General features: G+C 61.9%; 11 protein-coding genes and 1 pseudogene. 9 read left to right on the plus strand and 3 right to left on the minus strand.

The features are described 5' to 3' along the window. Both GSM73_RS00060 and GSM73_RS00065 read right to left on the minus strand, forming a co-directional pair. Positions 1 to 1,449: ABC transporter permease (locus tag GSM73_RS00060; protein WP_256676607.1), on the minus strand; the 1,449-nt coding region annotated here is incomplete at its 3' end. Then, the gene (locus GSM73_RS00065; RefSeq protein WP_047229287.1) at positions 1,450 to 2,601 is read right to left on the minus strand and encodes an efflux RND transporter periplasmic adaptor subunit; all 1,152 of its coding nucleotides are present in this window, start codon (positions 2,599 to 2,601) and stop codon (positions 1,450 to 1,452) included. It lies immediately after the preceding gene. Positions 2,602 to 2,723: 122 nt separating this feature from the next. Here GSM73_RS00065 and GSM73_RS00070 point away from each other — a divergent pair, with 122 nt between their 5' ends. The 9 genes and pseudogenes from GSM73_RS00070 (at position 2,724) to GSM73_RS00110 (ending at position 12,481) form a co-directional block, all read left to right on the plus strand. After that, positions 2,724 to 3,041, plus strand: coding sequence for a hypothetical protein (locus GSM73_RS00070; RefSeq protein WP_155417191.1), 318 nt, complete (start codon positions 2,724 to 2,726; stop codon positions 3,039 to 3,041). 27 nt (positions 3,042 to 3,068) lie between these two features. Then, positions 3,069 to 3,551: a sigma-70 family RNA polymerase sigma factor gene (locus GSM73_RS00075; RefSeq protein ID WP_047229286.1), complete on the plus strand. Its 483-nt coding sequence runs from the start codon at positions 3,069 to 3,071 to the stop codon at positions 3,549 to 3,551. Between the two features lie 145 nt (positions 3,552 to 3,696). Further along, on the plus strand, positions 3,697 to 5,031 hold the full coding sequence (locus GSM73_RS00080; protein ID WP_047229285.1) for a lysine N(6)-hydroxylase/L-ornithine N(5)-oxygenase family protein: 1,335 nt from the start codon (positions 3,697 to 3,699) through the stop codon (positions 5,029 to 5,031). Positions 5,032 to 5,228: 197 nt separating this feature from the next. Next, positions 5,229 to 7,966, plus strand: a pseudogene (locus GSM73_RS00085) (ATP-binding protein). Between the two features lie 128 nt (positions 7,967 to 8,094). Then, on the plus strand, positions 8,095 to 8,529 hold the full coding sequence (locus GSM73_RS00090) for a response regulator (RefSeq protein ID WP_160891259.1): 435 nt from the start codon (positions 8,095 to 8,097) through the stop codon (positions 8,527 to 8,529). A gap of 115 nt (positions 8,530 to 8,644) precedes the next feature. Continuing rightward, positions 8,645 to 9,259 (plus strand): response regulator transcription factor, encoded by a 615-nt coding sequence (locus GSM73_RS00095; protein WP_047229283.1) that lies wholly within the window; start codon positions 8,645 to 8,647, stop codon positions 9,257 to 9,259. Positions 9,260 to 9,439: 180 nt separating this feature from the next. Next, entirely contained in the window at positions 9,440 to 10,306 is an 867-nt protein-coding gene (locus GSM73_RS00100; protein ID WP_160891261.1) for a pirin family protein, read from the plus strand. Positions 10,307 to 10,486: 180 nt separating this feature from the next. Next, a complete protein-coding gene (locus GSM73_RS00105) occupies positions 10,487 to 11,929 on the plus strand; it encodes a mechanosensitive ion channel family protein (RefSeq protein ID WP_047229281.1) in 1,443 nt (480 codons plus the stop codon). A 111-nt stretch (positions 11,930 to 12,040) separates the two neighbouring features. Then, entirely contained in the window at positions 12,041 to 12,481 is a 441-nt protein-coding gene (locus GSM73_RS00110; RefSeq protein ID WP_047229280.1) for a carboxymuconolactone decarboxylase family protein, read from the plus strand. 12 nt (positions 12,482 to 12,493) lie between these two features. On the opposite strand, the gene GSM73_RS00115 is transcribed toward GSM73_RS00110, so the two are convergent. Next, positions 12,494 to 13,042 (minus strand): helix-turn-helix transcriptional regulator (locus GSM73_RS00115; protein WP_256676610.1); only part of this gene is annotated, 549 nt, incomplete at its 5' end.

Raw genomic sequence — 13,042 nt, forward strand, 5'->3', positions numbered from 1 at the left:
GATTACCACGTACTCGGGATGCCGGCTGCCAAACAAGCGCACGCTGGCGGCGGAGTAGGGCACGGCGATGCGGTTGTCGGCGTCCGAATCCCCGGAACTGGCACCTTTTTCCGCCAGCACGCCGACCACCTGAAAGGGCACGTTCTCAATCAGGATGTAGCGACCGATGGGGTCGTCGACCTCCTTGAGTAGCTTGTGCCGGACCTTGTGACCGATCACTGCCACTGCCGCCGCACTGCGTTCATCGGCATCGGTGAAGTAGCTGCCCTGGGCCACCGGCCAATTGAAGATGGTCGGAAAGTTCGTATCGTTGCCGCCGACGTAGCTGGTGTGGTCGAGGTTGCCGAAACGCACGCTGGCGTCAGCGCCGTTGACCGGCATGATGCGCTGCACCTCGGGCAGGGCGGCGAGGGCCGCCAGGTCGTGTTCGCTGATGATGCCCTTGGCGGCGCGCGGGGTGGGCGCGGTGCCGTTGAGGTAGATGATGTTGGAGCCGAAGGCGCCCATCTGGGCCATGACCTGACGTTTGCTGCCTTCGCCCACGGCCAGCATCACCACTACCGAGGCCACGCCGATGACAATGCCCAGCAGCGTCAGGGCGGTGCGGAAGCGGTTGATCCACATCACCCGCCACGCCGCTTGCACGGCGTCGAGCAGTTCGCCTTTCCAGGCGCCGTTGTGTTCGCTGCCGGCGCTCAGGCGCTGGCGCAGGTCCACCGCTTGCAGTGCCTTCGGATTGGCTTGCACGTGGTGCGGCAAAGCGCCGGCGTTGTCGCTGATGATCAGCCCGTCGCGAATCTCAATGATGCGCTTGGCCCGCGCCGCCACCTCGCGGTCGTGGGTGATCAGGATCACCACATGACCCTGGCTCGCCAGTTCATCGAGCAACGCCATGACCTCGATGCCGCTCTGGCTGTCGAGGGCGCCGGTGGGTTCGTCGGCGAGGATGATGTGGCCGCCGTTCATCAATGCCCGGGCAATCGACACCCGTTGCTGCTGACCGCCGGACAGTTGATGAGGGCGGTTGCCGGTGCGGCTGGCCAGGCCCAGGCGTTCGAGCAGGGCGCTGGCCCGGGCGTGGCGCTCGGCGGCCGAAGTGCCGGCGTAGATGGCCGGCATCTCGACGTTTTCCTGGGCAGTGCCGGACGGGATCAGGTGATAGCCCTGGAACACGAAGCCGAAGGCTTCGCGTCGCAGCCAGGCCAGTTCGTCACTGCCCAGGCCGGCGACGTCTTCGCCGGCAAACCGGTAATCGCCGCTGGTGGGGCGGTCGAGGCAGCCGAGGATGTTCATCAAGGTGGACTTGCCGGAGCCAGACGCTCCGACAATCGCCAGGAATTCCCCGGCGTGAATGGACAAGTCGATGCCGCGCAGTACCTCCACCCGAGGGCTGTCGCCACCGCCGTAAACCTTGCGAATGTCCCGCAGTTCGATCAGGGGCGTGTCCATTCAGCCTCCGCTGCCGACGGCCGGACCGATCAGCACCCGGTCGCCTTCACTCAGGCCGTCGAGAATTTCGGTACGCAGCCGATCGCTGACGCCGGTGCGAACAGTGCGCGGCTGGACATCGCCATTGTCGGCCACCACCTGCACTTGCCTGGCGTTGGCCTGCAACGCAGCGCTGGGCACGGTCAGGACATCGCGTGCCTGGGCGGCAACAAAAAACACCTGGGCGGTCATTTCCGTCATCAGGGCGCGGTCGGCGTTATCCACATCCAGCAACACGGTATAGAGCACCACCCGTTCGCTGCCACTGCGCCCGCCCGTGAGGCTGCCGCCCTGGCTCGCTTCCAGCGGGCGCGGCGGCACCGGCAGGATCTGGCGCACGGTGCTGCTCCAGCGCCGGGCGCCGCCGGCCAGGGTGGTGAAGTAGGCGGTCATGCCCGATTTGACGTGGCCGATGTCCGCTTCCGAGACTTCGGCCCAGACCGTCATTGGCGACAGGCGCGCGATGCGCAGAATCAACGGGGTTTGCTGCTGGGCGTTAAGAGTCTGGCCTTCCCGGGCACCGACGGCGACCACGGTGCCGCTCATGGGCGCGAAAATGCGCGTGTAACCCAGCTCGGCCTCGTCACTGCGCAGGTTGGCCTGGGCCTGGCGGATCTGGGCCTGGAACATGTCGATGCGCGCCTGGGTCGCCCGCACTTCGGCCTGGGCAGTCTGCACGTCTTCCTCGCGGGTGGCGCCGCCGGCCTTGAGTTGCTGCTGGCGGCGGAATTTCTGCTGGGCCAGATCGTGCTGGGCTCGTTGTTCCTGGAGCTGGGCCTTGAGGTTTTCAATGGAGAAGCGTCCGGCGTCCAGCTTGGCCTTTTGTGTGGAGGGATCGATCTCAACCAGCAATTGGCCTTCGCGAACTTCGTCGCCGGCTTCTACATGAATCTTGCGGATCTGCCCGGACGCCTGGGCGCCGACGTCCACGTAACGCCGCGGTTGCAGGGTGCCCAGGGCGGTGACGCTGTTTTCGATATCGCCACGGGTGACGGGGGCGGTAATAAGCGATTCACGGCTCGGGGCCACCGCTTGCCAGGCGGCAAAGGCCACGGCTGGAAGCAGGGCGAAGGTTAAAAGCCAGGCGCGTCGGGTAGGGCGGGGACGTTTCATGCAGGGTTCCGGCCGGTGGTGTCGGGCCCGTTCCATGAGGGGCAGGGACGGGAGGCTGTCTTGGTAAACGAGCGCTTCGGACGGGAATTTACTGTGTGAAACACTTGGTAGCAGGATGGCGGATGGGCAACGCAACAACCAAGACAGGTGATGTTGTGGCGAGGGGATTTATCCCCGCAGGGCTGCGCAGCAGCCCCAAAACCTGCTACTCAAAACATCTGGCACACCGAGTTGTTGGCTATGAGGGGCTGCTGTGCAGCCCAGCGGGGATAAATCCCCTCGCCACAACATCAGTGTCGGTGCCAGTAGAAATGAACGAATCAGCCTTGATACAAACCAAAGCTTTAAATCTATATGAGAATTACTATAAATTACGCGATGAAATCTGCCACTATCGTGCCATTGCCGATTTCAGGCACGCCGATCTGGCACAGGGATAGCTGTCGCAGCCATTGCGCAGGGGAGTCATGTTGGAAAACTACTATCGCGAGCTGGTGTGTTTCCTGAACGCCAGGCTAGGCAACCGCCAGGCGGCCGAGGATGTGGTGCATGACGCCTATGTGCGGGTACTTGAGCGCGCCAGTGACACGCCCATCGAACAACCTCGCGCGTTCCTGTACCGCACCGCATTGAACCTGGTGATCGACGGGCATCGGCGCAATACCCTGCGCCAGGTCGAATCCCTGGAGGTGCTGGACAGCGAAGAGCGTTTCTTCACGCCATCGCCCCATACCAGCCTAGACCACGGTCAACGCCTGGACCTGCTCCAGCGCGCCCTGGCCGAATTGCCACCGCTGTGCCGCGAGAGTTTCCTGCTGCGCAAGCTCGAAGGCCTGTCCCACCCGCAAATCGCCGAACGCCTGGGCATTTCCCGGGCGCTGGTGGAAAAGCACATCGTCAACGCCATGAAGCATTGCCGCACTCGTATGCGGCAGTGGGACGCGCATTAATACGTCCACGCCGGTCGCATCGCGGTAAATTTTTTTTCACTGTCCTCGTTCCTCTCAACAGACGACTTGCCGGCTTGCCAAAGATCGGTCGGGTCACCCCAGGCTTTTCGCGCCCTGTTGAGGGGCCCTCCAGAGGACACTGGACATGACACAGGCAATTGCTTCGCCCAACGTTCACGACTTGATCGGTATCGGCTTCGGCCCCTCGAACCTGGCGCTGGCCATCGCGCTGCAGGAGCGGGGCCCGGTCCAGGGCGAACTGGATGTGCTGTTCCTCGACAAGCAGGCCGACTACCGCTGGCATGGCAATACCCTGGTGACCCAGAGTGAGTTGCAGATTTCTTTCCTCAAGGACCTGGTGACCCTGCGCAACCCCACCAGCCCCTATTCGTTCGTCAATTACCTCAAGCATCACGGCCGCCTGGTGGACTTCATCAACCTTGGCACGTTCTACCCGTGCCGTATGGAGTACAACGACTACCTGCGCTGGGTGGCCGGGCAGTTCACCAGGCAGAGCCGCTACGGCGAAGAAGTGCTGCGCATCGAGCCGGTGTTGCACAACCAGCAGGTCGAAGCCTTGCGGGTGATTTCCCGCGACAGCCAGGGCGAAGAGCTCGTGCGCAGCGCCCGCTCGGTGGTGGTCAGTGCCGGCGGTACGCCGCGTATCCCCGACGCGTTCACCGCCTTCAAGGAGGATGCTCGGGTGTTCCACCATTCCCAGTACCTGGAACGCATGGCGACTCAGCCGTGCGTGAACGGCCAGCCCATGACCATCGCGATCATCGGCGGCGGGCAGAGCGCGGCGGAAGCCTTCATCGACCTCAATGACAGTTTTCCTTCGGTGCAGGTCGACATGATCCTGCGCGGCTCGGCCCTCAAGCCTGCCGATGACAGCCCGTTTGTCAACGAGGTGTTCTCCCCGGAATTCACCGATCTGGTGTTCCAGCAGCCCCACAGCGAACGCGAACGGCTGGTCAACGAGTACCACAACACCAACTATTCGGTGGTGGACATCGACCTGATCGAACGCATCTACGGGATTTTCTATCGCCAGAAAGTCTCGGGCATCGCCCGTCATGCCTTCCGTACCCTCACCACGGTGGAGAAAGCCACGGCCACCGATGCCGGCGTGGAGCTGGCGGTGCGCAACAACGCCACCGGCGAGTTGAGCGTGCGCCGTTATGACGCGGTGGTGCTGGCCACCGGTTACGAACGGCAGATGCACCGCACATTGCTGGCGCCACTTGAGCAATACCTGGGGAATTTCGAGGTAGATCGCAACTACAAATTGATCACCGACGAGCGCTGCAAAGCGGCGATCTACATGCAGGGCTTCTGCCAGGCCAGCCACGGCCTGAGCGATACCTTGTTGTCGATCCTGCCGGTGCGCGCCGATGAGATCGCCGGTTCGCTGTACGAGCACAGCAAGCATCGCGGACAGAGCCGTTCGGTGCGCGACCTGAAGCTGGCCACGGCGTAAGCAATCGGCAGTCTCGCCAGGAAATTCTTCAGAAACTTCCTACACTCACCTCACGTGTCCTGTCTTTCAGGCAGGCGCGTTGACGGTTCGCTGTTCCCTCGCTTTGGCAGTCTGAACCCATCAGCCGGTCTCCCTGACTTGACGTGAAGTCGGGGGTGTTCCGGGCCGACTACGCCAAACGAAACAACCTGAGCCAAATGACGCTGTTCTTACGCACAGGCCTGGTGGCGCTGTTGCTGGGCTTATCAAGTGTGACGCCGCAGGTTGGCGCGGCACCTGAGTCGCTGCAAGTGCTCGGGCGCTCCAGTGTGAGCGACTATTCGGTATCCCTGGGGGAGGCCGACTGGAACTGGCTACGCGGCAAGGGAACGTTGCTGTTGGGGGCCTCGGCGCCGGATTACGCACCGTTCGGTATCACCAGCAATGGCCGCGACTATGAAGGCCTCACTGCTGACTATGCCCAGTTGCTGGGGCAGATGTTGCACGTCGATGTGCGGGTGCAGCGTTACGCGTCACGGGAGGCATCGCTCCAGGCGCTGCGCAGCGGTGAGATCGACATGCTCGGCACGGCCAACGGCTTCGAAGCCAGCGACCCGGCGTTGGCGATGAACAAGGCCATTTGCGTGGTATCAGCGCCGATGTGCTGGCCCGGATCAGCCTGCGCACCGGCCTGAAGTTCGATATCCAGCGGGGTAACTCGCTTCATGATGTGATCGGGCGCGTCAGAAGCGGTCGGGCCGACGTACTGGCCGCCGCTCCACCGAGCACCGAGCTTGAGGGGGCGTTGCGTTTTACCCGGCCCTACCTGAGCAATCCGTTCGTGCTGGTGGCACCCTTGAGGGGCAAGGTCCCGTTGACGTTGGACCAGATGGAGGGCAAACGCCTGGCGCTGATCCGGGGCAATGTGCTGCGTGAGTATCTGCTGGAACAATTCCCCCGAGTGCACCTGGTGCCGGCTGAAAACGCGGCGGATGCGATGTCCATGGTCGCCGCCGGCACAGTGGACGGCGCGATCAATTCGCTGATCAGTGCCCGCTATATGATTTCCCGCCAGTACCGCGGCAAACTGCAAATCACCAGCACCGTGGGAACGTTTCCGGAGAGCGTGGCCCTGGCGACTCATCGTGATGCGCCGGAGCTGCATTCGATCCTGGACAAGGCGCTGCTGAGCATTTCTCCCGAAGAAATGGACGAGCTGACCAATCGTTGGCGCAGTGAAGTGGTGATCGACGACAACTACTGGTTGCGCAACCGCACCACTATCGTCCAGGGGTTCGCCATCGCCGCGCTGCTGTTGCTGCTGGCATTGGGGTGGGTCGTTTACCTGCGGCGTCTGTTGGAACAGCTGCGCGTGGCCAAGCAAAGCGCCGATGATGCCAACCGGGCCAAGACCACTTTCCTGGCGACCATGAGCCATGAAATCCGCACCCCCATGAACGCGGTGATCGGCATGCTGGAGCTGGCCCTGAAAAAAGCTGACCAGGGTGTCATGGACCGGTTCGCCATCGAAGTCGCGTCGGGCGCCGCTCGCGGCATGCTCGACTTGATCGGTGACATCCTCGACATCGCCCGCATCGAGTCCGGCAGGTTGTCGCTGACCCCGCAGCGGGCCAACCTGCGGGAACTGATCGAGTCGGTGGCGCGGATCTTTGAAGGCCTGGCCTGGCAGAAACAACTGCACTTACAGCTTGAACTCGACGCCGCGATCAACCGCGACGTATTGATTGATCCGTTGCGTTTCAAGCAGATCGTGTCGAACCTGCTGAGCAACGCCATCAAGTTCACCGACCAGGGGCAGGTGCGCTTGAGTGTGCGAGCCGCACCGGGCGATGACGCGCAGTGCCTGCCGATCCGCCTGCGCGTCGAAGACACCGGCTGTGGTATTTCGGTCGAGGATCAGCGCCGCCTGTTCAGCCCCTTTACCCAGGCCAGCAACAACACCCAGTCGGCCCGCAGCGGCTCCGGGTTGGGGCTGGTGATCAGCCGCACGCTCTGCGAAATGATGGGCGGCACCCTGACGTTGAGCAGCGTGCCGGGGGAGGGCACGCAGATTGAAGTTCTGCTGAGCTTGCCGGCGCTCGATGCCTTGGCTCAAGCGCCGTCGGCGCAAGTCGAGGCGCTGGCACCGGTGCGGGCGCTGAACATTCTGGTGGTGGACGACTACCCGGCCAACCGTTTGCTGCTGTCCCAGCAACTGAGCTATCTGGGCCATCGCGTCCGCGAAGCCGACGATGGTGTCCAGGGGTTGCGCGCCTGGCGTGCTGAACGATTCGATGTCGTCATTACCGACTGCAACATGCCGTTGATGAGCGGCTACGAACTGGCCCGGGCCATTCGCGAGGCGGAGCGGGCCGAGGGTTTGTCGCCGGGGGTGATCCTGGGTTTCACGGCCAATGCCCAGCCCGAGGAAAAGGCCCGCTGTGTCGAGGCCGGCATGGACGATTGCCTGTTCAAACCCATCAGCCTCAAGGAACTGAACAGCTGCCTGGCTGCGGTCACGCAGGATTGCGCCGCAGTGCCCGATGAGTGGGTGCCTGCGCCGACCACCGGCGACATTGACTTGAGCAGCCTTGAACTATTGAGCGCAGGTGACACGGGCTCAATCAAAAAACTGCTAGTGGAAATGGTCAACAGCAATGCCGAAGACCTGGCGCAATTGATGCGTCTGCTCGCCCGACAAGACCTGCCAGGGCTGGCGGACCTGGCGCACCGGGTCAAGGGGGGCGCGCTGATGATCAGGGCCCAGCGCCTGATTACCGCTTGCGAAGCCCTGGAAAGTGCCTGCCGTGGCGGCGACCGGTCGTTGCTCGCCGCCGCGGTGGATGACGTGCGCCAAGCCATGGAGCACCTGACTGAACGACTGGAGGCCTATGTGGCGGGGGAGCTTGCTCCCGCTGGGGCGCGAAGTGGTCCCCGCGGGTCTTCTCATGGATAAGCGAGCCGCGTAGTCATCCCGAAGCTACATGCAAAGTACCTTTTTCCTCCCTTTTTTGGGATTCGTCCTACAGCGCCTCTCAAAAGCTTCCTCTAGCCTGACGCCCCTTAACGATTGGGATGCCTGTCATGCCGAACAAAGCATTACGTATCATGATTGCCGACACGCAACATGCTCATCGAATGAGGCTTGAGCACCTGTTCAATCAACAGGGTTATTTTCGGATCGCCCCCGTGAGTGGCCTGCAGGAGCTGTTGACGCTGGTGGAATACGGCAGCGAGCCGTTCGACCTGGTCGTGGTCAATGCCGGCCTGGCCAAGGGCGCGCTGAACCTGCACGATTTCATTCTCGATAACCCCCAGCTTCGTCACGCGATGATTTACAACACACCACAGGTCGGCCTGTCCTCGGCGGCGGTCGCGCGGCGACCGGGCATGCACTTGAGCACGGCCCAGTTGCCTGACCTTGCGTCACTGGCAAGTCTGATGGAGCGGATTGATCCCCAGGCCAGCGAGTTGACGCGACCCTGGCTTCGCCCCCTCAGGCAAGGTCACGCAGGATGAAGCTGCACCGTTGGTCGGCACTGTCAGACCTGACAGGTGGCATGGCCCGGCGCCTGTGCAACAGTCCGAAGCAGTCATGGCATCGGCGCCGTTTGCATTTACGTGGGGAGTTGCCTTGAAAGACGTATTGATCGTGGATGACCACCCTGTCATACGAGGGGCATTGCGGCTCATTTGCCAGAACGAGGGGTTTACCGGAGTCAGGGACGCGAGCGGTGTCGCCGACGCCAGGGCGTTGATCAAGGAAAAGGCCCCAGACCTGGTGATTCTGGACCTGGTGATGAACGGATTCGATGGCATGGATCTGTTGGTCTGGATCATGACCCAGTTCCCAGAGTGCGGGGTGCTGGTATTCACTTCCCAGGACGCGCAGCACTTCTGCAACCGCTGCATCTCGGCCGGAGCCAGGGGCTTTGTGACCAAGAAAAGCGACCTGAAAGAACTGATCAAGGCCATTCATGCGCTGAAATCCGGCTACTCCTATTTCCCTCAAATGCCAGTCAGGCTGGATTTTCAACAACGCACTGAACAGCAGACCCTGGAAAGTCTCTCGACCCGCGAGCTATCCATTCTGCGAATGCTGGCCATGGGAATGCGCGGCAAGGACATCGCCGAGGCCTTGTTCCTGAGTCCGAAAACCGTCAGCACCTACAAGACCCGTCTGCTGGAAAAACTCGGACTCAAGACGCTGGTGGGTCTGTCGGATTTCGCCAAGCGCAATCATTTGTGATCCCTGTGTGCGGGCTCATTGCAGCCCCGTGCGATGGCATATCAGTGAAGTTGGGGGGCGATCGTTCTCTCTATAGAACGCTAAGACTGATTTTTGCAGTCTAGTGCGGCTGCGTTCGTGGTTTTAATCTGTGTCCATCGAATCGCAACGTCTGATTCGCAACACGATTGGAGCCACCGCATGAAAAACATCATCGGCGTCTACACCAGCCCCCGAGCCCATTGGGTCGGTGACGGCTTCCCGGTTCGCACGCTGTTTTCCTACGACAACCTGGGCAAGCACATCAGCCCGTTCCTGCTGCTGGACCACGCCGCTCCCACGCAATTCGAACCCACCGCCGAGCGTCGCGGTGTTGGCCAGCACCCTCATCGCGGTTTCGAAACCGTGACCATCGTCTACCAGGGCGAACTGGAACACCGGGATTCCACTGGCAGCGGCGGCAAGATCGGCCCTGGCGACGTGCAATGGATGACGGCGGCTTCCGGGATCATTCATGAAGAGTTCCACTCCGAGGACTTCGCTCGGCAAGGCGGGTTCATGGAGATGGTCCAGCTGTGGGTCAACCTGCCCGCCAAGGATAAAATGGCCCCGGCCGGCTACCAGACAATCCTCAAGAGCGACATTCCGAGCATCGACCTGAAGGACAACGCCGGCAGCCTGCGCTTGATTGCCGGCCGCTTCGAGGGGCATCAGGGCCCGGCGAAGACGTTTACGCCCATCGATGTCTGGGACATGCGCTTGAATGCCGGGAAAAACCTGACCCTCGACGTACACGATGGCTACAACACCGCGTTGGTGGTGTTGCGTGGCACGGTTCAGGTCAACGGTCGCGAGCGGGTCGAGGCCGGGCAACTGGCGTTGTTCGACCGGGCCGGCGAGCAGTTGCACCTGCACGCCAATCACGACGCGGTGGTGTTGCTGCTCAGCGGCGAGCCCATCGACGAACCCATCGTCGGTCATGGCCCGTTCGTGATGAACAGCGAGCAGGAAATTCACCAGGCCTTCAACGATTTCCACTCCGGTCGTTTTGGCGCGATGGACGACTGACCAGAGACAAGTCCTGTGGGAGCGAGCCTGCTCGCGATAGCGGTCTGACAGTCGATGCATCATTGACGGATACGCCGCAATCGCGAGCAGGCTCGCTCCCACATGAGTTTCTGCGGTGCTCTCTACGCCGCGTTCAATTTGTGCCAATCTTCGCCCCATGACCTTCCTGGAGCTGTCCCGATGCTGTCTCTGATCTCCGATCACCCACTGCTGAGTGCCTTGGTGCTGTTGGTGCTCGACATTCTGCTGTGGCGGCTGGTCAGCGCTGATCGGACTTATTGGAAGATCGGCGGGCGGCTGCTGATTTTTTCGTTGTTCAGCGCGCTGCTGTTCAACGAAGGCCTCAACCCCCTGCAACCGGCGCAGTGGGTTGACGACGTGCCACGCCACTTGGCGGCCACCGGTTTACAAATTGCCTGGTGGCTGTTCGCTGCGCGGACCCTGACGGTGATGATCGGCGCGGTGATGATGCAACGGGTGGGTCATACCGGGCGGCTCTTGCAGGATTTGATCGGCGCGGTGATCTTCCTGATCGCCGTCATCGCTGCCCTGGCGTATGTGCTGGACTTGCCGGTCAAGGGCGTCCTGGCAACCTCCGGGGCGATGGCGATCATCGTCGGCCTGGCCTTGCAGAGTACCCTCAGCGACGTGTTCTCCGGGATCGTGCTCAACACCACCAAGCCCTATCAAGTCGATGACTGGATTTCCATCGATGGCACCGAAGGCCGGGTCACCGACATCGACTGGCGCGCCACGCGGTTGCAGACCGCCCAGGGCAGCATGGCGGTGATTCCCAACTCCTTGGCGGCCAAGGCCAAGATCGTCAACTTCAGCCGGCCCAGCGATGTCCACGGGTTATCCATCAGCATCCCGGTCAGTCCGCATGCACGGCCACAAACCGTGATCGATGCGCTGGAGCGGGCGATGATCGGCTGTCGTTCTCTGCTTGCCAGCCCGGCTCCCTGCGTGACACTCAAGAGCACCGGCAGCACCGGGGCGGAATATGAAATCAGCGGGTTCGTCGCGTCCATGGGCCAGAAGCGCGAGGTGCGCAATCAGTTGTTCGACCTGGCGTTCCGGCATTTGCAGGCATCGGGCGTAAGCCTGTTGTCCACCAGCGAAAGCGCGTCCACCAATGGCGTGTCGCGGCCCCGTGCGTTGCTGGAAAGCTCGAGCATTTTCTCCACCTTGCGCCAGGATGAGAAAGACACCTTCAGCCAGAACATGACCCTGCAGACCTTCCGCGCCGGCGACATGATCCTGCCGGCCGGGGAGGTCAGCGATCATTTGTTCATCATCGAGTCCGGGGTGGTCAGCGTGACCTTGTTTCGCAACGGCCAGCCGTTCGAGGCCGGACGCATGGGGCCGGGAGAGGTTATTGGCGAAGCCGGGATCGTTTCCGACCAGGCCGCGCTGGCGAACTTTTCCGCCAAGACCTTCTGCACCCTTTATCGCATCGAGAAGAGCTACCTCAAACCCTGCCTGGACGCTCGCCGCGACATCAATGACGCGATGAAGAACCTGCTGGACGTGCGCATGCACCTGGCCCAGAACCTGACCCGCGACGTTCCCAAACCGGTGGCCAAGAAGCGCTTCCTGCAATGGTTGCGCAGTCGGGCCTGAGCAAGTATCAAGGGCGTGCATTGGCCCCCCGAACTTCCCAATAATTGGCTATTTGTACCGCGCCACCGCGAGGCTAACGTAGCGCCACACCCAATTGTTCTGGAGTTCACCATGCAACCGCGTATCGATTTCTACACTGCCTCCCCTGAAGCTTTCAAAGCCATGCTGGCGTTCGAAACCGCTGTTTCGAAACTGGGCCTGGAAAAATCCCTGCTGGAACTGGTCAAGCTGCGTTCCTCGCAAATCAACGGTTGCGCCTTCTGCATCGACATGCACACCGCCGATGCCCGCAAGGACGGCGAGACGGAGCGTCGCCTGTATGCCGTGACCGCCTGGCGCGAAGCCCCGTTTTTCACCCCTCGCGAACGCGCCGCGCTGGCCTGGACCGAAGCGCTGACCCGCTTGAGCGACACCCATGCGCCAGACGCCGACTACGAACTGCTGAACCAGCATTTCACGCCCAAGGAAATGGTCGACCTGACCGTGGCAATCAACGCCATCAATGGCTGGAACCGCTTGGCGGTGGGCTTTCGCAAGATGCCTGAGGCGTGAGTCCACCGGCAATCAATCCAGATAGGTCCTCGGTGTACGACCGGTCATGTGCTTGAAAAAGGCGATGAAAGCGCTGTCACTGGCAAAGCCCAGTTCAAAGGCGCTGTAGCTCAGGCTGCGACCAGTGGCGAGCAGTTCAATGGCGCGCATCAGGCGCCATTGCTGGCGCCACTGTTGATAACCCATGCCGGTTTCCCGTTGAAAGATCCGTCCGATGGTTCGGCCGCTGGCACCGATCTTTTGCTCCAGCACCGCCAATGTTGGTGGCAGGTGGTCCAGGGTTGTGAGCAAAGGCGCGAGGCGTTTGTCCTGAGGCAGCGGTAGCAGCATCGGCTGTTCTGCCGCCTCACGGATTTCGTTCAGGCACAACCCCAGCAAGTGCAGGTTGCGACCTTGGGTCCAGTCGCTGTCGAACGCCGCGTCGGTGATCGGCTCGAGTACAGCGTGCAGCAGCGGCGAGACCTCAATGACGCAAACGCGTGAAGGCAGGTCCGCGCACAGCGTCGCCTTCAGGTAGATCGATCGGTAATCCACGCTCTGCTGCATCACCGCCCGATGGGG

The sequence above is a fragment of the Pseudomonas sp. PICF6 genome, assembly GCF_009831705.1.
Classification (GTDB): Bacteria; Pseudomonadota; Gammaproteobacteria; order Pseudomonadales; family Pseudomonadaceae; genus Aquipseudomonas; species Aquipseudomonas rhizophila.